The following is a 23,038-nucleotide window of genomic DNA, read 5'->3' as shown; positions in this document are numbered from 1 at the left end:
AGGATGGCACCCATGACGCTCACCATCCGCGAAGGCGGCCCCGGCGACGCCCCGGTGATTCTCGGCATGCTCGACAGCGCGGTGGAGTGGCTGGTGTCACAGGGCCGCACCGGGCAGTGGGGCAGGGAACCGTGGTCGACGGACCCCGCGGCGGTGGCCGTCGTCGAGCGGTACGTCACTGACGGCACGCCGTACGTGGCCGAGTTCGACGGCGTCCCGGCCGCCTCCCTCACGCTCACCGACGGCCCCGCCCCCTATCTGGAGCCCGCCGACGAGCCCGAGCGGTACATCCATCTGTTCGCCACCGACCGGCGTTTCCGGGGCCGCGGCGCCGGGGCCGCACTGCTCGCGCACGCCGCCGAGGTGACCCGGCGGGCCGGGATCTCCCTGCTGCGCGTGGACTGCTACGCCGGTGACGACGGCAAGCTGGTCGCCTACTACGAGCGCAACGGCTTCATCCGCACCGAGCCGTACACCCACGGCGAGGACGCGTGGCTGGGGCAGGTGCTGGCCCGGAGGGTGCTGTAGCCCCTCCGGGCCGGCTCACGCCGCGGTCGCCAGCCGTTCCTGCTCGCGCGGGACGAAACGGAGCCGCGGGTGGCCGTGGTGCCAGCCCACCGACAGCCGCAGGCCGCCGATGCGGGCCAGGACCAGGCCGATGCCGCCGGCCGCGAGGGCCGAGACCACACCGCCGGCCGCGAAGCCGACCCGGGCGCCGTAGGTGTCGGTGATCCAGCCGACGACCGGTGCGCCCAGCGGCGTACCGCCCATGAACACCATCATGAACAGGGCCATCACCCGGCCGCGCATGGCCGGGTCGGTGGCCATCTGCACGGCCGTGTTCGCGGTGACGTTCACCGTCAGGCCGAAGACGCCGATCGGCACCATGAGCAGGGCGAACAACCAGTACGAGGGGGCCAGTGCGGCCACGGTCTCCAGCGCGCCGAAGGCCAGCGCGGCGGCGATCAGGACGCGCAGCCGGGCCGTCCCGCGGCGGGCGGCCAGGAGCGCGCCGCCGAGGGAGCCGACGGCCATCAGGGTGTTGAAGAGGCTGTAGGCGCCGGCGCCGGCGTGGAAGACGTCGTCCGCGTAGGCCGACAGCCACACCGGGAAGTTGAAGCCGAACGTGCCGATGAAGCCGACCAGGACGATCGGCCAGATCAGCTCGGGCCGCTTCGCCACATAGGTCAGGCCCTCGCGCAGCTGGCCCTTGCCCCGGGGTGCCCGCTCGACCACGTGCAGCTCGCGGGCGCGCATCAGCAGCAGGCCGGCGATCGGCGCGGCGAAGGACAGGCCGTTGGCGAGGAACGCCCAGCCGGTGCCCACGCCGGTGATCATCAGGCCGGCGACGGCGGGGCCGACCAGCCGGGCGGACTGGAAGTTCGCGGAGTTCAGGCTGACCGCGTTCTGCAACTGCCCGGGGCCGACCATCTCGGCGACGAAGGACTGCCGGGCGGGGTTGTCGACCACCGTGGCGAGTCCGACCGCGAAGGCGGCGACGTACACGTGCCAGACGTGAACGTGGCCGGAGAGGGTCAGCGCGGCGAGCGCGAGACCGGTGAGGGCCATCGCGGTCTGGGTGACCAGTAGGGCGGGCCGCTTGGGCAGGCGGTCCACGAGGACGCCGCCGTACAGGCCGAAGAGCAGCATCGGCAGGAACTGCAGGGCCGTCGTGATGCCGACGGCCGCGGAGGAGCCGGTGAGGCTGAGCACCAGCCAGTCCTGGGCGATGCGCTGCATCCAGGTGCCGGTGTTGGAGACGACCTGGCCGAGGAAGAAGAGGCGGTAGTTCCTGATCCTCAGCGAGCTGAACATCGAGGACCTACGGGAAACGGGGGTGGTAGTGGTGGTCGGTGCGGGGGCGGAAGGTGTTCCGGATCCCGTACTCAAACGGGTTCGCCTCCTCGATCGGTGCTTACAGGTGTGCGAGCTTCTCCAGCACGGGGGCGGCGGCACGCAGGGCGGCCCACTCGTCCTCGTCGAGGCCCTCGACCAGGCCGGCCAGGAACGCGTTGCGCTTGCGGCGGCTCTCTTCGAGCATCGCCTCGGCCTGCTCGGTCTGGGTGACGACCTTCTGGCGCCGGTCCTCGGGGTGCGGCTCCAGCCGGACCAGGCCCTTGGCCTCCAGCAGCGCCACGATGCGGGTCATCGAGGGCGGCTGGACGTGCTCCTTGCGGGCCAGCTCACCGGGGGTGGCACTGCCGCAGCGGGCGAGGGTGCCGAGCACCGACATCTCGGTGGGGCTCAGCGACTCGTCGACCCGCTGGTGCTTGAGCCGACGGGACAGCCGCATCACGGCGGAGCGGAGAGCGTTCACGGCGGCAGCGTCGTCGCCATGGGAAAGGTCCGGCATGTTCTTTAGGGTAACTCATTACCCTGACTAAAGACCACCGGACGTGCCCGCGATGCCCGTGACGCCCGCCACTGAACCGTCCGATCACCCATATGGGTGAGCGAGATCCTGAAAGTGACGCGCCGGGTGGCCGGATGTGGCGACCCTCGTACCCATGGGGACCACTGTGTTCAGCCTGCGGATAGACGGGGAGCTGCTCGAAAGGCTCCGGCACCGTGCGGCGAAAAGAGGAATGAGCGTCCAGGACTATGTCGTCCGGACGCTCATTCGCGATGACTTCGACGAACGGTTCCAGGCCGCCGTCGAGGAGACGGAGAAGTTCTACGGGGTCACCTGAGGGCTCACGTGAGCCCCAGGGCCGGCATCAGGTAGTAGAAGGCGAAGACGGCCGAGACGATGTACATCGGCACCGGGATCTCCCGGCCCCGGCCCGCGGCCAGGCGCAGCACCGTGAAGGTGATGAAGCCCATGCCGATACCGTTCGTGATCGAGTAGGTGAACGGCATCATCAGCATGGTCACGAACGCCGGGATCGCGATGGTGTAGTCCGCCCAGTCGATCTCCTTGACGGAGTTCGACAGGATCAGGAAGCCGACCGCGATCAGTGCGGGGGTGGCCGCCTGGGACGGGACCATCGTGGCGATCGGGGTGAGGAACAGCGCCACGGCGAAGAGGCCGCCCGTGACGACGTTCGCGAGACCCGTACGGGCACCCTCACCGACACCGGCCGTTGACTCCACGAACGCCGTGGTGGCCGAGGAGGAGCTGGCACCGCCCGCCGCGACCGCGAGGCCGTCGACGAACAGGACCTTGTTGATGCCGGGCATGTAGCCCTGGGCGTCGGTCAGCTTGGCCTCGTCGCTGATGCCCATGATCGTGCCCATCGCGTCGAAGAAGCACGAGAGCAGCACGGTGAAGACGAAGAGGACGCCGGTCAGCACGCCGACCTTGGAGAAGCCGCCGAACAGGCTGACCTGGCCGACCAGGCCGAAGTCGGGCGTGGCGACCGGGTTGCCCGGCCACTTCGGGACGGTCAGGCCCCAGGACGGGATCGTGGCGACGGCGTTGATGATCACCGCGAGGACGGTCATGCCGACGATCGAGATCAGGATCGCGCCCGGCACCTTGCGGACGATGAGGGCGAAGGTGAGCAGCGCGCCCAGGACGAAGACCAGGACCGGCCAGCCGTTGAGGTGACCGCCGACGCCGAGCTGGAGCGGGACGGTGGTCTGGGCGACGTCCGGGATGCGGGTGACGAAACCGGAGTCCACCAGGCCGATCAGCATGATGAACAGACCGATGCCGATGGAGATCGCCTTGCGCAGGCCGAACGGCACGGCGTTCATCACGCGCTCGCGCAGACCGGTGGCGACCAGCAGCATCACCACGAAGCCGGCCAGGACGACCATGCCCATGGCGTCCGGCCACGACATGCGCGGGGCGAGCTGGAGCGCGACGACCGAGTTCACACCGAGGCCGGCGGCGAGGGCGATCGGCACATTGCCGATGACGCCCATCAGCAGCGTGCTGAACGCTGCCGTCAGCGCGGTCGCCGTCACCAGCTGGCCGTTGTCCAAGTGGTGCCCGTACATGTCCTTCGCACTGCCGAGGATGATCGGATTCAGCACGATGATGTACGCCATCGCAAAGAAGGTGGCGAAACCGCCGCGGATCTCGCGAGCGAGGGAGCTGCCGCGCTCGGAGATCCTGAAGAAGCGGTCGAGGGCGCCGAAACCGGGTGCACCACCCGGCTTCTCGGGGGTGGGGACCTTGGCGGGAGCCGAGGTGGACATGCGAGACCTCATCACCTACGGGGTTCCCCCGAGCCCCATTGGAGTTTCATACGAGCAGAAGCGGTCAGAGACAAACGGTTTCAGTATGAAGGTATGAGGGGGAGATCGCTATCTCCGCGCGTAGACGTGATCGGCTCGCCGGGGCCCGCGCCGCGGCCCATAAGCTGTCCCCATGGCCAAGTGGACCCCCAAGCACGAGGCGCCCGAGCCCCTGGAGGGCCCCGTGGTCGCCACCATCACCGGCGGCACGATCGTGTGGTCCGTGCTGTTCCTCGTCCAGCTCCCCTTCTACGGCTGGTTCGACGACCACGGGCACCTGTGGTGGCTGTGGACCTGCCTGGCGGGCGGCGGCCTCGGCCTGATCGGCATCTGGTACGTGCGCAAGCGGGACGCGGCCATCAAGCGGGCGGCGGCACTGCCCTCGGCGTCGGCCGAATAACCCCGTCGGCCGCACGGGCCCCCAGGAGCACCACCGCCGGCTCCCCCTTCCGGCCCGCCCGCCCCGCTCGGTCGGCCGGAAAGCGCGCAGGCGGGCACATCCACACGTACCGTCGAATGCATGAGCCATATAGACGCGGGCGCCGAGCTGGACCCCGTGCACCCCGTGGCCCTGCCGAAGAGCCCCGCAGCCGGGCTGACCGGCGCCGAAGTGGCGGACCGGCTCGAGCGTGGCCTCGTCAACGACGTGCCGGTCCGCAGCAGCCGCTCGCTCGGTGAGATCGTCCGCGCCAACGTCTTCACCCGGTTCAACGCGATCATCGGCGTGCTCTGGCTGATCACCCTGGTCGTCGCGCCGATCCAGGACGCCCTCTTCGGCTTCGTGATCCTCGCCAACACCGGTATCGGCATCGTCCAGGAGTGGCGCGCGAAGCAGACCCTGGACTCGCTCGCGGTGATCGGGGAGGCCCGGCCGACGGTACGGCGGGACGGTGTGGCGACCGAGGTGGCCACCAGCGAGATCGTCCTGGACGACCTCGTCGAGATCGGCGCCGGCGACAAGATCGTGGTGGACGGGGTGTGCGCGGAGGCCGACGGCCTGGAGATCGACGAGTCGCTGCTCACCGGCGAGGCCGAACCCGTCGTCAAGCACCCTGGCGACCCGGTCCTGTCCGGCAGCTTCGTGGTCGCCGGCGGCGGCGCCTTCGCCGCGACCAGGGTCGGCCGCGAGGCCTACGCCGCCCAGCTCGCCGAGGAGGCGTCCCGCTTCACGCTCGTCCACTCCGAACTGCGCACCGGCATCTCCACGATCCTCAAGTACGTCACCTGGATGATGGTCCCGGCGGCCGTCGGACTCGTCGTCACCCAGCTCGTCGTCAAGAACAACGGTTTCAAGGACGCCGTCGCCCGCACGGTCGGCGGGATCGTGCCGATGGTCCCCGAGGGACTGGTGCTGCTCACCTCCGTCGCCTTCGCCATCGGCGTCATCCGGCTCGGCCGCAAGCAGTGCCTGGTGCAGGAGCTGCCGGCCATCGAGGGGCTGGCCCGGGTCGACACGGTCTGCCTGGACAAGACCGGCACGCTCACCGAGGGCGGCATGGACGTCACCGAGCTGCGCCCGCTGGACGGCGCCGACGAGAGCTACGTCCGCAAGGTGCTCGGCGCGCTCGGCGAGTCCGACCCGCGCCCCAACGCCTCCCTCCAGGCGATCATCGACGCCTACCCCGACAGCGAGGAGTGGCGGTGCGTCGAGTCGCTGCCCTTCTCCTCGGCCCGCAAGTACAGCGGAGCCGCGTTCAGCGAGGGGGACGGCGAGACCAGCACCTGGCTGCTGGGCGCCCCGGACGTCCTGCTCGCCGACGGCGACCCGGCCCTCACCGAGACCGAGCGCCTCAACGAGCAGGGGTTGCGGGTGCTGCTGCTGGCCCGGGCGGGCCGGGACCTGGACGACTCCGAGCCGGCCCGGGGCGCCCGGCCCACCGCCCTCGTCGTGCTGGAACAGCGGCTGCGGGCGGACGCGGCCGAGACCTTGCGCTACTTCGCCGAGCAGGACGTCCGCGCCAAGGTGATCTCCGGTGACAACGCGGTGTCGGTCGGCGCGGTCGCCGCCAAGCTGGGCCTGGAGAGCACGGCGGTGGACGCGCGGCGCATGCCCGGCGACCGGCCGGGGATGGCTCGGGCGCTGGACTCGGCCACCGTGTTCGGACGGGTCAGCCCGCAGCAGAAGCGGGACATGGTCGGCGCGCTGCAGTCGCACGGGCACACGGTCGCGATGACCGGGGACGGCGTGAACGACGTGCTCGCCCTGAAGGACGCCGACATCGGCGTGGCCATGGGCTCGGGCTCGGACGCGACCCGCGCGGTGGCGCAGATCGTCCTGCTGGACAACAGCTTCGCGAGCCTGCCGTCGGTGGTCGGCGAGGGCCGCCGGGTGATCGGCAACATCACGCGGGTGGCGACGCTGTTCCTGGTGAAGACGGTGTATTCGGTGCTGCTGGCGCTGCTGGTGGTGTGCTGGCAGGTGGAGTACCCCTTCCTGCCCCGGCACCTGACGCTGCTGTCCACCCTCACCATCGGCGTCCCGGCGTTCTTCCTGGCCCTCGCGCCCAACAAGGAGCGGGCGAGGCCCCACTTCGTACGCCGGGTGATGCGGTACGCGGTCCCCGGCGGCCTGGTGGCCGGGACGGCGACCTTCGTGACGTATCTGCTGGCCCGGCACCACTACTCGGGCCCCGGCTCCCTGGACGCGGAGACCAGCGCCGCCACCCTCACCCTGTTCCTGGTCTCCATGTGGGTGCTGGCGATCATCGCCCGCCCCTACACCTGGTGGCGGGTGGCCCTGGTGGCCGCGATGGGGGCGGCCTTCCTGCTGGTGCTCGCCGTTCCCGTGCTGCAGGCCTTCTTCGCGCTGAAGCTGGTCGGCATGCAGATGCCGTGGACGGCGGTCGGGGTGGCGCTGGTGGCGGCGGCCGCCCTGGAACAGCTCTGGAGGTGGGTCGGCCGCCGCTTCCCGGACTGAGTCCGGCCGGGTGCCCGTGCGCCGCCGTCACCGCACGTGACGATCTTGACGGTGAGCACCGGGCCGGTCGTGCACAACCGAGAAGAAACGTTCCAGCCCCGGGAGTGGCACGCACTCCCGGGGCCGGACGCCTGCTGCTCGCAGCCTGCCGCGCGCTACTTCACGTCGACGAAGTCACCTGCGGCGCTGACCGCCGGGGTGGTCGTCGTGCCCGCGAAGGAGAAGCGGTAGTAGCCGTCGGCCGTCGCCTTGGCCGTCGTCTTCAGGTTGCCCGTGGAATCCGTCCTGAGGGTCTTCAGCGTGGTGTAGGTGCTGGAGCCCTTCTTGCGGAACTGGAGCTTCACGGACTGGCCGGTGTAGCCGTGGTACTTGTGGTCCTCCCAGTTGGCGCGGGAGAGCTTGCCCGTCACGGTGAGGGTCTTGCCCTTCGTCACCGGCTCGGGGGATGCGTTGACCGTCAGCGTGGAGTTGCGCTGGACCAGGGTGCTGCCCAGACCGAACTGGACGGCGGACTTGTCGTTCTCGAAGTCCATGGCGAGGCCCCCGCCGTGCCAGGTGCCGGCCTGCGTGTTGCGCAGCTTCACCTCGGCGTCGGTCTCGCGCGGGTTGATGTCGATCGGCCCCTTGCAGGTGGCCGTGGTCGCCGTGACGTCGACACAGGTGGCCGGGTTCTGGCCGCCCTGGACGTTCTCCGGCTGCTCGGCCGAACCGCGGTAGATGAGCGGGCCGGTGAGGACGCTGTCGCCGGTGACGTCGATGTCGGCGGCGTGGGTCAGCTTGTAGGTGACCCACGTGGTGACCTTGCTGGTCGTACCGACCTTGATCGCCTTGGTGATCTTGAAGTCGGAGAACGACACGTCCAGGTCGCCGATCGGCGCGGCGGTGGCCGTGAAGCCCGCCTTGCCCGACGTGTGCTGCGCGACGACCTCGGCGACGTGGGCGCGGTACGAGGAGCCGCCGTCGGCCGCGTGGGCGGCCGGCAGGGCGAGGGCGGAGAGGGCCAGGGCGCCGGAGACGGCGGCCACGGTGGCACGAAGACGCATGTGTTGTTCCCTGCGGTGGAAGGGGTGTGGGAGTCCGGCCGCGCCTACTTCACGTCGACGAAGTCACCGCCGGCGCTGACCGCCGGGGTGGTGGACGTGCCCGCGAAGGAGTAGCGGTAGTAACCGTCGGCCGAGGCCTTGACCGTGGTCTTCAGGTTGCCCCTGGAGTCCGACCTGACGGTCTTCAGCGTGGTGTAGCTGGTGGAGCCCTTCTTGCGGAACTGGAGCTTCACGGACTGCGCGGAGTAGCCGGAGTACTTGCCCGCGTCCCAGTTGGCCCGGGTCAGCGCACCCGTGACGGTGAGGGTCGCGCCCTTCTTCACCGGCTCCGGCGAGGCGTTGACCGTCAGCTTGGACAGCCGCTGCGCCTGGAAGGTCTTGGCGTTCTCCTTCTTGACGTAGTCGGTGTCGTTGCCCTGGGCGATCGCCCAGACCTTCCAGCCGCCGGCCACGGAGTTGATGAGGTTCGCGCCCGCCGTCAGGGTGTAGGTCGCCTTGCAGGTCGAGGTGGTGGCGTTGACCTCGGTGCAGACCGAACGCTTGTCCCCGGTGTTGGCGAGGGCGGCACTGTCGGCGTGGTCCATGTCCGAGCCGTGGTAGAGGATCCCCTGGGCCCACTTGACGCCCGAGTCGTCCGTGACGGTGAAGGACACGGTGATGGTCTTGGTGCCGGTCGCGCTGACGACGACCGGCTTGCCACCGTTGACCACGACGCCGGAGATCTTCGTGTCACCGCGGCTGCCGTCCGCCGCCTGAGCGGCCGGGACGGCCAGGACGGACAGCGCCAGAGCGCCGATGACGGCAGTGCCTGCGGCTCGCATACGCATGGGTTGTGTCTCTCCGTGATCATGAAGACTGTTGCCGCATGATCAGATTCGTGAGACCCGGCATGGGTTGTATTCGATTTTGAACAATCCCGTGGGTTGTGCTCGAGGTCACATCAGTCGAACCAGCGGTCCCTGGCCAGCTCCTCCGTCCGGGAGGAGTCCTCCAGCAGCGCGGCCACCTCGAACCGCCGCGGCCACTGGCCGGAGGCCCAGGCGAGACCCGCCGCGACCCCTTCCAGGGTGGCCGCGTGCAGCACACCGTCGTCGGTGAGGCGCCAGTCGATCTCGACGCCGTCCACGACCAGTTCCCCGTGCTCGACGTACGTCCGCGGGGTGCGCGGGCCGAGCAGCACCCGCACCGGGTCCGGGACGTCGTGCTCGGTCCCCTCGGAGTGCACCTCACCGGTGACCGACTCGCTCAGCCGCCGCACCTGGAACAGCTCGGCCAGCTCGGCGGCCCGGGCCGGGCGGACCGGCAGGAGCGGGACACCGGAGGTGAAGGGGAGCAGGTCGGGCGAGTCCACGACCACCGCGTCGGCCGCGTCCACGACCTCGACCCGGCCGTCCACCACCGCCCGCAGCTCGTCCGGCAGGGTCACCTGCTCGGGGTCCAGCTCGGCCAGGGCGCTGTACAGGCCGTGCAGCTGGGCCGGGGTGACCGGCCGGCCGGGGTCGGCGAGCCGGTCCAGCAGCTCCGCCGCGCCACCGGGCTCGTCCAGCAGCGAGCCGACGGAGGTGCGCACGCCGAGCGCCCGCAGCACCTGTTCGTCCTCGAAGCCGGTGGCGTCGGCCTCGTCGTACAGGCCGCGCAGCAGCGGGTCACCGCCGGCCGCGAGCAGGCCCGCGGGGCGGCGGCCGTCGAGCACCGGGTGGCCGCGCAGCCACCAGGCGGTGTACGGCCGGACGACCTCGTGGGTGCCGTCGGGCAGCAGGATCCGCACCGGCTGGGTGAGGGCGTCCCGCAGCGGCGGCCGGGCGAGCAGGGCGAGGGCCTGCGGCCAGTGCTCGTCGTCGACCAGGTCCAGGTCGCGCACGGCGACGAGTTCCGTGGCCACCGGCGGCACCGGGCTGTCCGGGAAGCGGTCGAGGATGTCCTCGCACCACACGTCCACCGCGTCCAGCAGACCCGCGTCGTCCGGCTCGGCGAAGTCGCCCTGCCGGGGCTCCAGTTCGTCCGGGTCGAGCACGACGTCGGTGGCGCGGACCAGCGCGAAGTCCGCCAGGACCCCGCAGGCCGCCAGCGGCTGCTCGCCCCACTTCCGCGCCAGCTCCGCGTCCACGGCGGCGAGTTCGTCCTCGCGGATCACCTGGGCGAAGGGGCTGCCCGGGAGCACCAGTTCACCGGCCGGGGCGAGTTCCCCGTCCTCGTCGGGCAGCGCCAGGGCGCCCAGCCAGGGCTCGTCACCCGGCTCCAGGCCGGCGTCGCGCACCAGGGCGAGGACGGTGTCGGCCAGTTCCTCGGCGTCCGGGGCGTCGTCCTCCCAGCCGGTCCCGCCCTCGTCGTCCAGGGATGCGGCCACGGCGGCCCGCACCTGCGGGGTGGTCAGCACCGCGCGCGGGCTCGCGGGCAGCGCGCCCAGCTTCTCCAGCAGAGGGTGCGCGGCATCGCCGTGGGCGACCTTCAGCCCGAGCCTGCCGAGGATCTCCGGGTCGACGGGGCTCTCGTCCGGGGCGGGCAGCAGCACCTGGCGGGGCCCGATGGTCGTACGGCCGTCCGCCAGGGGCACCGGCAGCCCGGACAGCCGGTCCGGGTCGACCCCGGCGAGGCTGTCGTAGAGCCGCCACCACCACTCGGGGTCCTTCTCCAGCCCGGCGAGGCGGTCGACGGCGTCGGCGAGCGGCAGCCGGGCGACCCCGAGGGTGCGCAGCTCGACGCGCCGCTCCAGACCGGCCGGGAGCAGGGTGGGCAGCACCTCCGCGAGCACCCGTACGGTGTCGGCCCCGGCCCCCTCCACCACTTCGGCGTCCCGCGGGCGCAGGGCGTCGGGCAGCTCGTCGTCGCCCTTCGCCTCGACGGCCGGGGGCAGGAAGGCGGTCCGCGGCAGCCGCTCGAGGACGGCCTGCCGCAACGCCCCGTCCAGCTCGCCCTTGCCGAGCGGCCCGGGCACGAGGTCGATGATCCCGTCCGTGACCGGCCGCCACTCGGCGAGCAGTTCGGCGTAGGCGTCGGCCGCGCGCTGCACCAGGAAGTCGGTGAGGGGGCCCCGGGCCGCGTGCCGGCGGGTGGTGTCCAGCGGGAAGGAGGCGATGAGCAGCGCCGGCACGCCGAGCGGTTCGTCGCTCGGGGTCGGGGCATGGACGACCGGGCTGGTGCGGGGGCGGACCGGGGCGCCGTAGGCGTCGACGGGCACCGCCCAGGTCACCGACCAGTGGGGGCGCAGCCGCTCCTCGACCGGCCGGTCGGCGAGCAGGTCGGGCGTGATGGGCCCGTGCGCGGACGCGGTGCGCCAGTTCGTGATGCCGTCCCGGGAGTCCTCCACGACCGTGAAGGCGCCGTCGGTACGCCGGCCGAGGGTGCGGGGAGCCTGTCCGTCGATCTCGACGACGACCTCCGCGAGCCCCGGCAGGGCGAGCAGCAGGGCGTCGTCCACGCCGGCGAGCAGCCGCTCGGCGAGATCGGCGGCGGCGGTGTCCCGCAGGGGCAGGATGACGGCGGTGTCGTACGGCTCCGGAGCGGTGCCCTCGGCGGCGAAGGGCAGCCGGAGCAGGGGCACGTGCCCGTCCCGGCGGCGCACCTCGTCCCCGAGCCCGGGGCTGTGCCGGGAGGTCTGGGCGGCCAGCTCCCGGGCCTCGGCGAGGGACCAGCGGACCCCGCCGTGCCGGCCCACGATCGCGGGCTCGTCGGTCACCGCGAGCACGGCGGCGAACCCGACGCCGAACCGGCCGACGGCACCGTGGGTGGCCTCGGTGTCCCGCTTCGCGGAGGCGCGCAGCGTGGAGAGCGACTCGACGCCGGTCGCGTCCAGCGGGGCGCCGGTGTTCGCGGCCACGAGCACGCCGTCGCGGAGGGTGAGGCGCAACCGTCCCGGCGTCTTCGCCCGGGCGGCGGCGTCGGCGGCGTTCTGGGCCAGCTCGATGACGAGCCGGTCCCGGTACCCGCCGAGGACGAGGTCCTCCTCGGCGTTGGCGTCCTCCCGGAACCGGGCCGGGCTGGTCGCCCAGGCGTCGAGGACACCGCGGCGCAGACGGGCCGTCCCGAAGGGGTCGGCACCCTCGGCCGCCGGCCGCACGAACTTGCTCACGTTCACTCCACTCCTCCGCGTGAGACGAAGGTACAGCGCGGGCGGGAGGGAGACGGAAGGGGCGGGTCGGCCCGGCGCCGGGAGGGCGGCGCGGCGGGCGGGACAGAGACCGAGGCGGCGGGGCGGCCCGGCAGCCGGGAGGCGGACCGCGGGGGCGGGACCGGGCGCCCGCCCGTTCGCACGAAAGAGGAACCCCCTCCGTGGCCCCGCACCGGGGCCACGGGCCTCCGGGGCCGGGGTCACGGTCCGGGGCGGGGTCACGGCCCAAGGCCGGGGACACGGTCCAGGGTCAGGGACACGGGCCAGGGCCGGGGTCACGGGCCGGGGCCGGGGTCCGGGCGTACCGCTCGGCCCAGGCCGGCACGTGCCGCCTCCAGCTGTGCGGCGAACGCGATGCCGAGGAACAGCGCGACACCCGTCAGGTTGGCCCACAGCAACAGGGCCACGAAGGCCGTGAGGGGACCGTAGACGGCGCCGAAGGAGCCGCTCCGGGAGACGTACAGCGTCAGCAGCCAGGTCGCGCCGACCCACAGCACCAGGTGGACGGCGGAGCCGAACGCCAGCCAGGTGTAGCCGGGCTGGTCCCGGCGCGGCGACCAGCGGAAGACGACCGCGGAGGCGACCCAGGCGAGGGCCGTGCCCACGGGGATCTCCAGGGCGCCCCACCACGCCGGCGGCGCGGGCCGGCCCAGCGCCTCGGCCGTCGACGCGCCGACCGCCTCGCCCGCGACCAGGACCAGGAAGCCCAGGACCATCGGCACCCCGGCCGCGAACGCGAGGAGCACGGCCCGCCCGTACTTGCGCGGGAAGGGCCGGTCGCGTTCGATGCCGTAGATGCGGTTGGCGCCCCGCTCGACCTGGCCCATGGCCGACGCGAGGTTGAGGACGGAGAAGGCCAGCCCGAGGCACAGCGCGACCGTGCTCCACACGCCGGAGCCCGCGGTGCGGCGGGTGCCGCGCAGGGCGTCCTCGACCACGTCCGAGCCGGCACCCGGCACGATCCGGCCCAGGGTCAGCTCGATGACGCGCCCCACGCTCTCCGTGTGCGCGGCCGTGGCGAGACCGACGAGCGCGATGGTGAACGGCACCATGCCCAGCACGATCTGGAAGCCCAGGGCCCGCGCGTTGGTGAAGCCGTCGGCGTAGCGGAACCGGGAGAAGGCGTCGAGCAGCAGCCGCGCACCCCCGTAACGCCGCAGCGCGGTGAAGGCCTCGTCGCCGGAGAGTTCCTCCCCGATCATGTCCCGCGTCTGCGGAACGTGCACCACCGTCCCCATGGTCCCCGTCTCCCCTCACCCGCCGCACCCGCGATCGGCGGACCGGCCCGGCCCGCCGGCCGGCGTCCCGCCTCCGGACCGCCGCCGCCGTCCTCCTCCGCATGCCCGCGCCGGACGGAGGCAGACGCGGTACATGACCGGGCGGGCCTGTGCCGCCCGGCCGGCCGGTACGGTCTCCACGGCCGTTCCTTTCGTACGACGCGAGACAGGAAGGCGCCCACATGGCCGAACTGTGGCTGGGACCACTGCTGAGGTACACCGACGGCTCGTGCGCGACCGTGTGGGTCGAGACGAGCGGGCCCTGCACGGCCCGGGTGCGCTGCTCCGACGGCGCGAGCGGCTCGGCCCCCACCTTCCGGGTGGCCGGGCACCACTACGCGCTGGTCACGGTGACCGGCCTGCGACCGGGCACCGCACCGTCGTACGAGGTCCTCCTGGACGACGTGCCCGTCTGGCCCCTGCCCGACTCCCGCTTCCCGCCCTCCGTCATCCGGTCGCCCGGCGCGGGCGAGGCCGTCCGCGTCACCTTCGGTTCCTGCCGCTGGGCCGCACCGCCGGCCGACGGCAAGGACCCGGTCGGACCCGACGCCCTCGACACCCTCGCCCGCCGGATCTCGGCCGGCCCCGCCGCGGAGCGCCCCGACGTCCTGCTGCTGCTGGGCGACCAGGTCTACGCGGACGAGACCTCCGAGGACACCCGGCGCTGGCTGGCCGGCCGCCGCGACCTCGACGAGCCGCCCGGTGCCCAGGTCACGGACTACGAGGAGTACTGCCGGCTCTACCACGAGTCCTGGCTCGACCCCGAGGTCCGCTGGCTGCTGTCCACCGTGCCCAGCTTCATGATCTTCGACGACCACGACATCGTGGACGACTGGAACACCTCGGCCGCCTGGCTCGCCGACATGCGCACCACCGGCTGGTGGCAGGAGCGGCTGATGGCGGGTCTGATGTCCTACTGGGTGCACCAGCACCTCGGCAACCTCTCCCCCGCCGAACTGGCCGACGACCCGGCCTGGGCCGCCGTACGCGCCACGCCGGACGGCACGGACGCGCTGCGCGCCCTCGCCGAACGGGCCGACTCCGACCCGGCCTCGGTCCGCTTCAGCTACCGTCGCGACGTCGGCCGGGTCCGGGTGGTGATGGTGGACTCCCGGGCCGCGCGGGTCCTGGAGGAGGACCGCCGCGCCATGCTCGACCCGGGCGAGGCCGACTGGCTGCGGGAACAGGTGCTCGCCGACGAAGGGGCGTACGACCACCTGCTGATCGGCACCTCCCTGCCGTGGCTGCTGCCGCACCTGGTGCACGACATGGAGGGCTGGGACGCGGCCCTGTGCGCCGGGGAACGCGGGGAGCGCTGGGCCCGCTTCGGCGAGTGGCTGCGCCGCGGGGCCGACCTGGAGCACTGGGCCGCCTTCCCCCGCTCCTTCGCCGACCTGGCCGGTCTCATCGCCGAGGCCGCGTCCCGGGCGGACGCCCCGGCGAGCGTGTGCGTGCTGTCCGGAGACGTCCACCACGGCTACATCGCCCGGGCGTCCTGGCGGTCGGACGGCCCTGGCGTCCCCGTCGTCCAGCTCACCTGCTCACCCGTGCACAACTCCGTGCCCCTGACGATGCGGATCGGCTTCCGCTTCGGCTGGAGCGCCCCGGCCCGCCTGCTCGGCCGGCTCTTCGCCCGGCACGGACGCTGTCCGCGTCCGCCGGTGAAATGGCGCAAACAGGGCGGGCCGTGGTTCGGCAACCAGCTCATGACCCTGACCCTGCGCGGCCGTTCGGCCCACCTGCGCCTCGAACGCACCGGCGAGGACGAGACCCTGCACACCCTGCACACGACCGAGCTGACCGCCGGGTAGTACCCGCGGCCGGGCGGGAAGCCGCTACGAGTGGCCCAGTTCCGCCGTCTCGTCGTCGCCCGTCTCCGGGACCGAGCCGGAGTCGCGGGCCGGGCGGAGCGGGAAGGGGTCGACGCGGGTCTCGTCGATGACCGGCGGGGCGGGCTGCGGAGGCTTAGGCATGACCGCCGCCTCCGAGTGGCCGCCGCAGCCGTAGGCGAGGGAGACCACCCGGCCGTCGGCGGGCGCGAACTCGTTGGCGCAGACACCGAAGGCCTGGCCGAGGGAGCCGCCGATGGGGTTGAGGAATCCGCAGGTCATGCAGGTGGCCGGGGCAGCCTGGGCCATGGCGGTCTTGGGGCCGAAGGCCTCTTCCCAGCGGTCCGCGGCGACGTGCAGGCCGTAACGGGACAGGACGCGCGCCCGGCGCATGCCGAGTTCCTCGGCGACCGCGGCGATCGAGCCACGCGACGGCGTCGTCGGCTGGACGGCGGGGGCACCCGGGGTGACGTCGGCGTCCTCGGCCTCCGCAAGCTCCCGCACCGGCTCGGACACCACCGAGTTCGGCGGCGGCTCCTCCTCGCCCGTGTAGCCGGGCTCCAGGCGCAGGTCGTCCTGGTCGGTGGGCAGCAGGTCGCCGGGGCCGAGGTCACCGGGGCGCAGCCGCTCGCTCCACGGCACCCACTCCGGGGCGAGCAGGGCGTCGGGGCCGGGGAGCAGGACCACCTCGTCGAGCGTGACGATCTTGGCGCGGGAGGCCCGGGCCACCGTCACGGCCCAGCGCCAGCCCCGGTAGCCGAGTTCCTTGCACGCGAAGAAGTGCGTGACAACACGGTCGCCCTCCGACACCAGGCCGGCGTGCTCGCCGACCACGCCGGGCGCGGCGGCCTCCTCGGCGGCACCGCGGGCGAGGTCGACGGCCTCGGCGCACAGACGGTCGGGGGTGCGGCTTCGCGTTGTCGCTGCGCTCACAGGTATCGCTTCTCTCCTACGCCGTCTCGTCGAGTGCGGCTGCCTCCGGCGGTTTCGCCTACGGAGCGGACCTGGGGACCGCATCGACGTCTGCATCCGCGCGCCCGGGCGCACCTCTGCCATCCATTCTGCGTTATGGCTGAGACAGGCACGCTACACCGGACGGGATTCGTCGATTTTCCCACCCGCCCACCTGCCCCCGCCGACCGGGAAGCGACGGACCGGTTGCAGGAAGTCGTACGCCGCCATACGCGCCGTGTCCGCACTATCCGGCCGCTTCTCGGGGCACTATGAACGTCGTGGCAGCCGCGGACAAGGCAAGTGGTCGGGGCGGCGGTTCGGGCCGGGTGGGTGGTGCCGTCCGCTCGGTCGGCCGTGCCCTGCACCTTCCCGTCACCGGTGCGGCGCGCGGCATCCGCAGAGCCACGCACGCGCACGGGGCGGGCGAGTCGGGCCTCGGCAAGCTGATCGAGCTGCACGCGGTCAACGGCGCCGGGGACGTCATGATCACCGTGGCGCTCGCCTCCACCGTGTTCTTCTCCGTGCCCACCGACGAGGCGCGCGGCCGGGTGGCGCTCTATCTCGCCATCACCATGGCGCCGTTCACCGTCCTCGCGCCCGTCATCGGCCCGCTGCTGGACCGGCTGCCGCACGGGCGGCGCGCGGCGATGGCCGGGGCGATGCTCGCGCGGGCGCTGCTCGCGCTGATCATCTCGGGCGCGGTGGCGAGCGGCAGCCTGGAGCTGTACCCGGCCGCGCTGGGCGTGCTGGTGGCGTCCAAGGCGTACGGCGTGGTCCGCAGCGCGGTCGTACCGCGGCTGCTGCCGCCCCGGTTCTCGCTGGTGAAGGCCAACTCGCGGGTGACCCTCGCCGGCCTGCTGGCCACGGGTGTCGCCGCGCCGATCGGGGCGGGGCTGCACGCCCTGGGTGATCCGTGGCCGCTGTACGGGGCTTTCGTCATCTTCGTCGCCGGCACGTTCCTGTCGTTCTCGCTGCCGCCCGCGGTGGACTCGGCCGGGGGCGAGGACGTGGCGCTGCTCGCCGCCGACGAGGAGCACCTGCACGGGCCGCGCCGGAAGACGTCCAGGCGGCCGGGGCTGCGGACCGTGGGGCCCGCCGTCACACACGCGCTCGGCGCCAACGCCGCCCTGCGCTGCCTGTCCGGCTTCCTGATCTTCTTCCTCGCCTTCCTGCTGCGCGAGCATCCCCTGACCGGGGAGAGCGCGGCGGTGTCGCTGGGGATAGTGGGGGTCGCGGCGGGCGCGGGCAACGCCCTCGGGACGGCCGTGGGGGCCTGGCTCAGGTCCCGTGCGCCGGAGGTCATCATCGTCACCGTCGTCGCGGGGGTGCTCGGTGTCGCGGTCGTCGCCGCCGTGTTCTTCGGGGCGCTCCTGGTGGCCTGCCTCGCCGCGGCCGCCGGGTTCGGGCAGGCGCTGGCCAAGCTGGCGCTGGACGCGCTGATCCAGCGGGACGTGCCGGAGCTGGTGCGCACCTCGGCGTTCGCCCGCTCGGAGACGCTGCTGCAGATGGCGTGGGTGTTCGGCGGCGCGGTCGGCATCGTGATGCCGCTCAACGGCACGGTGGGGCTGATGGTCGGCGCCGCGTTCGTGGCCGTCGGCTGGCTGTCCACGCTGAAGGGGCTGCTGGCCTCGGCCCGGCACGGCGGGCGTACGCGGGCCCGGGTGGCGTAACGATCCGGCCACCGTGCCGTCCGCCCCGGGCGCACCTGGCGTAACGAACCGGGCACGCCGCACCCCACGTGGGCGGACGGCTCCGGGCGCCCGATAGCCTTCGGCCATGACCACGCTGCAATCCGTTGTGCGACGCCGCGCCGTCGCCGTCGCCGGCGCCGTTTCCGCCGGACTGCTCGTCCTGTCGGCCTGCGACAAGCCGACGCCCGTCGCGACGCTCACCGTCGGCCAGGACTCGGTCAACTCCGAGGCGCTCTGCTACAACGACGGCGACGCGCTGGACGCCGAGTCGCTGAAGAAGTGCCTCAAGAAGGCCGACGACGCCAAGTCGATCAAGGTCGGCCAGGACGAGACCGTCCGCATCGGCGTCGACCCGGAGATCGCGAAGCAGGGCTGGGTCGTGCTGGTCAACGGCCGCCCGTTCAGCGATGTCAGCAAGGAGACGTACCGCACGATCCCGAGCAGCGCCTTCTTCAACGTCCAGTACGGCACGCAGGGCGAGACCAACACCCTCGCGATCCAGAGCGGCGAGAAGGCCAAGAAGGGCCTGTGGACCTTCAAGCTGAAGAAGGCCTGATCACGACGTCGGCACCTGTCCTCGTGGCCACTGCGGTCCCCGCCGAGCGGGACGCGGTGGCCCGGGCACTGCCGGGGGCGGCCGAGGACATACGGCTGCCGGGCGCGGCCCTGTGCCGTACGGCCGGGGGCTGGGACCTGCTCGCCGCCGGCGTCGGTCCGGCGCTCGCCGCCGCCTCCACCGCCGGCGCCCTCACCGCCGCCGCGCTGGCCGGCCGCCCCTACGGCCTGGTCGTCTCGGCCGGGATCGGCGGCGGCTTCGAGCCCGGGGCGCCCGTCGGCTCCCTCGTCGTCGCCGACGAGATCACCGTCGCCGACCTGGGCGCCGAGACCGCCGACGGCTTCCTCCCGGTGTCCGAACTCGGCTTCGGGGCCGTCACCCACCGCCCGCCGGATTCACTCGTACGAGTCGTGTCCGCGGCCACCGGCGCCCTTACCGGCACGGTCCTGACGGTCTCCACGGTCACCGGCACCGCCGCCCGTGCCGCCGCCCTGCGCGCCCGGCACCCCGGCGCGCTCGCCGAGGGCATGGAGGGGTTCGGGGTGGCGGAGGCGGCCGCCGCGCACGGGGTGCCCGTGCTGGAGATCCGGGCGGTCTCCAACCCGGTCGGACCGCGCGACCGTGCCGCCTGGCGCATCGGTGACGCACTCGCCGCCCTCACCGAGTGCTTCGGGAAGCTCGGACCCGCATGGGAGAGTTGGAACGCACATGAGCACTGAGCCGCTGAGCACCGACGAGCCGCCGGCCACCGAGCCGCTGCGGATCGCGTACTCCCCCTGCCCGAACGACACCTTCGTCTTCGACGCCCTCGCCCACGGCCGCGTCCCCGGCGCTCCCGCGCTGGACGTGACCTTCGCCGACATCGACATCACCAACGGCATGGCCGAGCGCGGCGAGTTCGACGTCCTGAAGGTGTCGTACGCCGTCCTGCCGTACGTCCTCGACGAGTACGCGCTGCTGCCGTGCGGCGGTGCGCTGGGCCGGGGCTGCGGCCCGCTGGTGCTCACGCGGGAACCGGACACCGGAGGCACCCCCCACGCTCTCGCCGGCGGGAGCCTGACGGGCCGTACGGTCGCGGTGCCCAGTGAGAAGTCGACGGCCTACCTGCTGTTCCGTCTGTGGGCCGCGGAGACGGTGCCGGGCGGCGTCGGCGAGATCGTGGTCATGCCGTTCCACGAGATCATGCCGGCCGTGCGGGACGGCAAGGTGGACGCGGGCCTGGTCATCCACGAGGCCCGGTTCACCTACCGGAACTACGGGCTGCACAAGCTCGCCGACATGGGCGAGCACTGGGAGCGGACCACCGGGCTGCCGATCCCGCTGGGCGCGATCATCGCCAAGCGGGCGCTGGGCGCCGGCACGCTCGGCCGGCTCGCCGACTCCGTACGGGCCTCCGTACGGGCCGCCTGGGACGACCCGGAGGCCTCACGGCCGTACGTCATGGCGCACGCCCAGGAGATGGACCCGGCCGTCGCCGACCAGCACATCGGGCTGTACGTCAACGAGTTCACCGCCGGGCTCGGCGAGGACGGCTACGCGGCGGTCCGGGGACTGCTCACACGCGCGGCGGCCGAGGGGCTCGTCCCGCCCCTCGGCCCGGATGCGCTCGCGTTTCCCTGACGGGTTCCGCAGGCCCTAGACGTCCAGCTGGTCGGCGACCGCGCGGAGCAGACCGGCGATCTTCTTTCCGGAGGCCTTGTCCGGATAACGGCCCTTCTCGAGCATCGGCGTGATGTTCTCCAGGAGGGTCGTCAGATCCTGCACGATCGAGGCCAGCTCGTCGGGCTTCTTGCGCTGTGCGGCGGCGACCGACGGCGTCGGATCGAGCACGACCACCGACAGCGCCTGATCTCCACGCTGACCGGCGACGACACCGAACTCCACGCGCTGTCCCGGCTTGAGCACATCGACTCCGTCGGGGAGAACCGAGGAATGGACGAAGACGTCACCGCCGTCGTCGCGGGAGAGAAAGCCGAAGCCCTTCTCGCTGTTGAACCACTTGACCTTGCCGGTAGGCACGTCTGTCCTCGTCCTCGTACTCGTCGGGAAAACTGCTTCGGAAACGGCTCTTGATAGCACTGGAGCGGGTCGGCCACGACCCGCCCTTACCAAGCGCTCCCAAGGCTAATGCTCTTCGGGCGGGTGACAAGACGTCCCCCGGTTGTTCTCTCGCGCAGGGAACTACCCTGGTCCGGTGCGTGACAAAACCCAAACGAATTCCGCCGCGCCCGGTGACCGACTGATCCGCGCCGGTGCCGTCGTCTTCTTCCTCGGGGCCGTGGCCACCCTCGTCACGGTGGCTCCGCTGTTCCTCGGCGCGAGGCCTTTTCCCACCTACATGTTCGGGCTGAGCATGCTCATGGGTGTGGGATTCCTCGTCGCCGGTGCCGGTGTGCTGCGGTCGGTGGCCGCCGGCCGGCGTCAGGGGCGGGACGCCGCGCGGTAACCGGCGAGCCAGGCCGGGAAGGCGGACAGGTCCGCCAGGACGACGTCCGCGCCGGCCGCGTGCAGTTCGGCGGCCGGGCAGGGGCCGGTGGCGACGGCGACCGAGAGCGCGCCCGCGGTGCGCGCGCCGCGCACGTCACCGACGTGGTCGCCGACGTACACGGCCGCGTCGTACTCGCGCAGTGCCAGGGCCTTCTGCTCGGCCCACAGGTCGCCCACCACCACGTCCGGCTCGATGCCGAGGTGGGCCAGGTGCAGCTTGGCGTTCGGCTCGTACTTCGCCGTCACCACCATCGTCCGGCCGCCGGCCGCCCGCACCGCGTCGACCGCCTCCCGGGCGCCGGCCATGGCGGGTGTCGCGGCGATGGCTATGGACGGGTACATCTCCCGGTACAGATCGGCCATCGCCGGCACCTGCTCGGCCGGGAACCAGTGCACCAGTTCCTCTACGAGGGGCGGTCCGAGCCGGGTCACCGCCAGCTCGGCGTCGATGAACGTCCCCGTCCGCTCCGACAGGGCCAGGTAGCAGGCGCGGATGCCCGGCCGTGAGTCGATGAGCGTCATGTCGAGGTCGAAGCCGACGGTGAGGGTGGAGGCCATGGGGGTCATTCTGCCGGGGCGGTGGGGGTATGCGCCGCGGGGGTGACGGCCATATCCCGGGAGCGGGCGGGTGCCGGGCTGACGGGCAAGCGCCGCGAGGGTGACCCTCGAACACCGGGTGCGGCTGTGTCCGGGGCTGGTCGCGCAGTTCCCCGCGCCCCTTGAGCCGGCTGCAGCTCACCAACCCCAGGGGCGCGGGGAACTGCGCGAACAACCACGACGCACCCCCAGCCGAACACACACCCCAAGCCCCCAAGGGGCGCGGGGAACTGCGCGAAGAAGCACGACGCAGCCGCGGCCGGGCACGCACCGTGAGCCCCCGCGGCGCTACCGCTTTCTCTGGGAGCGCCAGACCAGGTACAGGGCCGATGCCACGGCCGCCCCCCGCACCACCCACGGCCAGGTCTCCCCCACCGCTTCGTTCATGTGGCCCTCGGCGATCGGCCGCCCCCAGCGGCCCTCGTTGCGGCCCCACAGCCACACCAGGCCCGCGGCGACCGCGCCGGCCGGCAGGACCATCACCGCCCACTTGGTCTCCGCGGGCGTCAGCCGCCGGGAGCCGTAGGCGATCACCCAGCCCAGCAGCAGGGCGAACCAGTTGCCGAGCACCGCGCCGGCGACCAGCGCGGCTGCGGCCAGCAGCAGCAACGGGTTGGACCAGCCGGAGCGGAGCCCGCGCGCTGCCGCGTCGGGCTCCGCCGCCGCCTTCCGCGCGGGGAGGAGACCGAACAGGCGCCGGCGCCGGACCGGGACGGCGGCCGGTGCCGGCTCCGCCGGCCCCGCGGGGCCCGCCGCCCGGTCACGCTTCTCGGTGCCCGCCTGCTCCGGCGGCCTCCTGAGCAGTTCCGGGATCTCCACCCCGCCGACGAAGCCCGGCACCGTATCGGTGTCCTCGAGGGCGCTGCCGGTACGCACGCGCCACCAGTCGGGCGGCACGGCACCGTCCCCCAGCTCGTGCGCGGCGGCGAGGTGCGGCGGGGACGCGGTGTCCCGGGGGACGGACGGCCCTGGCTCGGCCGGACGGGGGCGCGGCACGACCCGGCGCAGCCCCTTCGGCCGCTCCTCCCCCACCGGCTTCGGCGCCCCCTCCCGGAAGGCGGGCTGTGCCGGGACCGCGGCCGCCGGCGGCTGCGGGACCCCGGCGGTGCCGCCCGCCGCCTCGACCACCTCGTCCGGGGTGCCCAGGCGGTCCAGGATGCGGCGGACGGCGGCCGGTGAGTCCACCGTCGCCTTCGACCGTGACCGGTCGATCTCGTTCCGCAGCTCTGACACCAGCCGCATCCGCGTGGCCGACGGCAGCTGCCGCTGCTGCGCGATGTCACCGACGCGGCTCAGATACTCGTAGACGACCTGGTCGCTCTCAATACCCACGAAGTCCCCTCCGGGGCCGGTGCGTTGCGTTACCCCGCGGTGACGAAGGTAGCGCAGGCCGG

At 72.8% G+C, this 23,038-nt stretch carries 21 protein-coding genes; 10 read left to right on the top strand and 11 right to left on the bottom strand.

All coding sequences use genetic code 11. The features are described 5' to 3' along the window. The first annotated feature begins 12 nt into the window (after window positions 1-12). Window positions 13-528 (top strand): GNAT family N-acetyltransferase, encoded by a 516-nt coding sequence (locus tag JK359_RS07840; protein WP_201833277.1) that lies wholly within the window; start codon window positions 13-15, stop codon window positions 526-528. 15 nt (window positions 529-543) lie between these two features. Here the strand turns inward: JK359_RS07840 and JK359_RS07835 are convergent, their stop codons facing one another. Next, on the bottom strand, window positions 544-1,890 hold the full coding sequence (locus tag JK359_RS07835; protein ID WP_372445363.1) for an MFS transporter: 1,347 nt from the start codon (window positions 1,888-1,890) through the stop codon (window positions 544-546). A 25-nt stretch (window positions 1,891-1,915) separates the two neighbouring features. After that, window positions 1,916-2,353 carry a MarR family winged helix-turn-helix transcriptional regulator gene (locus JK359_RS07830; RefSeq protein WP_201833268.1) on the bottom strand — a complete coding sequence of 146 codons (438 nt, stop codon included), beginning with the start codon at window positions 2,351-2,353 and terminating at the stop codon, window positions 1,916-1,918. Between the two features lie 154 nt (window positions 2,354-2,507). Here JK359_RS07830 and JK359_RS07825 point away from each other — a divergent pair, with 154 nt between their 5' ends. After that, window positions 2,508-2,690, top strand: a complete 183-nt coding sequence (locus JK359_RS07825) for a ribbon-helix-helix protein, CopG family (protein WP_201833266.1) — start codon at window positions 2,508-2,510, stop codon at window positions 2,688-2,690. Between the two features lie 4 nt (window positions 2,691-2,694). Here the strand turns inward: JK359_RS07825 and JK359_RS07820 are convergent, their stop codons facing one another. After that, on the bottom strand, window positions 2,695-4,146 hold the full coding sequence (locus JK359_RS07820; protein ID WP_201833256.1) for an NCS2 family permease: 1,452 nt from the start codon (window positions 4,144-4,146) through the stop codon (window positions 2,695-2,697). A 172-nt stretch (window positions 4,147-4,318) separates the two neighbouring features. Here JK359_RS07820 and JK359_RS07815 point away from each other — a divergent pair, with 172 nt between their 5' ends. Both JK359_RS07815 and JK359_RS07810 read left to right on the top strand, forming a co-directional pair. Further along, window positions 4,319-4,585, top strand: coding sequence for a DUF2530 domain-containing protein (locus tag JK359_RS07815; RefSeq protein ID WP_201833254.1), 267 nt, complete (start codon window positions 4,319-4,321; stop codon window positions 4,583-4,585). Window positions 4,586-4,705: 120 nt separating this feature from the next. Then, window positions 4,706-7,102 carry an HAD-IC family P-type ATPase gene (locus JK359_RS07810; protein WP_201833252.1) on the top strand — a complete coding sequence of 799 codons (2,397 nt, stop codon included), beginning with the start codon at window positions 4,706-4,708 and terminating at the stop codon, window positions 7,100-7,102. Between the two features lie 155 nt (window positions 7,103-7,257). Here the strand turns inward: JK359_RS07810 and JK359_RS07805 are convergent, their stop codons facing one another. From JK359_RS07805 to JK359_RS07790, 4 genes are all read right to left on the bottom strand, one after another. Then, window positions 7,258-8,145 carry a hypothetical protein gene (locus JK359_RS07805; RefSeq protein ID WP_201833250.1) on the bottom strand — a complete coding sequence of 296 codons (888 nt, stop codon included), beginning with the start codon at window positions 8,143-8,145 and terminating at the stop codon, window positions 7,258-7,260. Between the two features lie 44 nt (window positions 8,146-8,189). Further along, complete coding sequence (locus JK359_RS07800; RefSeq protein ID WP_201833248.1) at window positions 8,190-8,972, bottom strand: DUF5707 domain-containing protein; 783 nt, start codon at window positions 8,970-8,972, stop codon at window positions 8,190-8,192. A 113-nt stretch (window positions 8,973-9,085) separates the two neighbouring features. Then, complete coding sequence (locus tag JK359_RS07795; RefSeq protein ID WP_201833246.1) at window positions 9,086-12,214, bottom strand: sacsin N-terminal ATP-binding-like domain-containing protein; 3,129 nt, start codon at window positions 12,212-12,214, stop codon at window positions 9,086-9,088. A 314-nt stretch (window positions 12,215-12,528) separates the two neighbouring features. Continuing rightward, on the bottom strand, window positions 12,529-13,491 hold the full coding sequence (locus JK359_RS07790) for a YihY/virulence factor BrkB family protein (RefSeq protein ID WP_201833244.1): 963 nt from the start codon (window positions 13,489-13,491) through the stop codon (window positions 12,529-12,531). Window positions 13,492-13,712: 221 nt separating this feature from the next. Between JK359_RS07790 and JK359_RS07785 the strand changes: the two genes are divergently transcribed. After that, a complete protein-coding gene (locus JK359_RS07785; RefSeq protein ID WP_201833242.1) occupies window positions 13,713-15,341 on the top strand; it encodes an alkaline phosphatase D family protein in 1,629 nt (542 codons plus the stop codon). A 24-nt stretch (window positions 15,342-15,365) separates the two neighbouring features. On the opposite strand, the gene JK359_RS07780 is transcribed toward JK359_RS07785, so the two are convergent. Beyond that, entirely contained in the window at window positions 15,366-16,292 is a 927-nt protein-coding gene (locus JK359_RS07780; protein ID WP_201833239.1) for a DUF3027 domain-containing protein, read from the bottom strand. A 290-nt stretch (window positions 16,293-16,582) separates the two neighbouring features. Here JK359_RS07780 and JK359_RS07775 point away from each other — a divergent pair, with 290 nt between their 5' ends. The 4 genes from JK359_RS07775 to JK359_RS07760 all read left to right on the top strand — a co-directional run bounded on the left by JK359_RS07775 (window position 16,583) and on the right by JK359_RS07760 (window position 20,180). Further along, window positions 16,583-17,983, top strand: a complete 1,401-nt coding sequence (locus JK359_RS07775; protein ID WP_236677468.1) for an MFS transporter — start codon at window positions 16,583-16,585, stop codon at window positions 17,981-17,983. A 106-nt stretch (window positions 17,984-18,089) separates the two neighbouring features. Then, window positions 18,090-18,560: a DUF2771 domain-containing protein gene (locus tag JK359_RS07770; RefSeq protein WP_201833237.1), complete on the top strand. Its 471-nt coding sequence runs from the start codon at window positions 18,090-18,092 to the stop codon at window positions 18,558-18,560. Further along, on the top strand, window positions 18,533-19,279 hold the full coding sequence (locus JK359_RS07765) for a futalosine hydrolase (protein WP_307788004.1): 747 nt from the start codon (window positions 18,533-18,535) through the stop codon (window positions 19,277-19,279). The genes JK359_RS07770 and JK359_RS07765 overlap by 28 nt, the downstream gene beginning before the upstream one ends. After that, window positions 19,269-20,180 carry a 1,4-dihydroxy-6-naphtoate synthase gene (locus tag JK359_RS07760; protein ID WP_201833235.1) on the top strand — a complete coding sequence of 304 codons (912 nt, stop codon included), beginning with the start codon at window positions 19,269-19,271 and terminating at the stop codon, window positions 20,178-20,180. The genes JK359_RS07765 and JK359_RS07760 overlap by 11 nt, the downstream gene beginning before the upstream one ends. Window positions 20,181-20,195: 15 nt before the next feature. Here the strand turns inward: JK359_RS07760 and JK359_RS40085 are convergent, their stop codons facing one another. Further along, a complete protein-coding gene (locus tag JK359_RS40085) occupies window positions 20,196-20,579 on the bottom strand; it encodes a cold-shock protein (RefSeq protein WP_201833233.1) in 384 nt (127 codons plus the stop codon). Between the two features lie 175 nt (window positions 20,580-20,754). On the opposite strand from JK359_RS40085, the gene JK359_RS07750 reads away from it, so the two are divergent. Next, window positions 20,755-21,006 (top strand): hypothetical protein, encoded by a 252-nt coding sequence (locus tag JK359_RS07750; RefSeq protein ID WP_201833230.1) that lies wholly within the window; start codon window positions 20,755-20,757, stop codon window positions 21,004-21,006. Here the strand turns inward: JK359_RS07750 and JK359_RS07745 are convergent. Continuing rightward, window positions 20,982-21,614, bottom strand: a complete 633-nt coding sequence (locus JK359_RS07745; RefSeq protein ID WP_201833228.1) for an HAD family hydrolase — start codon at window positions 21,612-21,614, stop codon at window positions 20,982-20,984. The genes JK359_RS07750 and JK359_RS07745 overlap by 25 nt on opposite strands. A gap of 318 nt (window positions 21,615-21,932) precedes the next feature. Next, window positions 21,933-22,976: a hypothetical protein gene (locus JK359_RS07740; RefSeq protein ID WP_201833226.1), complete on the bottom strand. Its 1,044-nt coding sequence runs from the start codon at window positions 22,974-22,976 to the stop codon at window positions 21,933-21,935. Window positions 22,977-23,038: the final 62 nt, after the last annotated feature.

The sequence above is a fragment of the Streptomyces actinomycinicus genome (assembly GCF_016741775.1).
Taxonomy (GTDB): domain Bacteria; phylum Actinomycetota; class Actinomycetes; order Streptomycetales; family Streptomycetaceae; genus Streptomyces; species Streptomyces actinomycinicus.
This window is presented reverse-complemented; position numbering and strand designations above follow the sequence as displayed.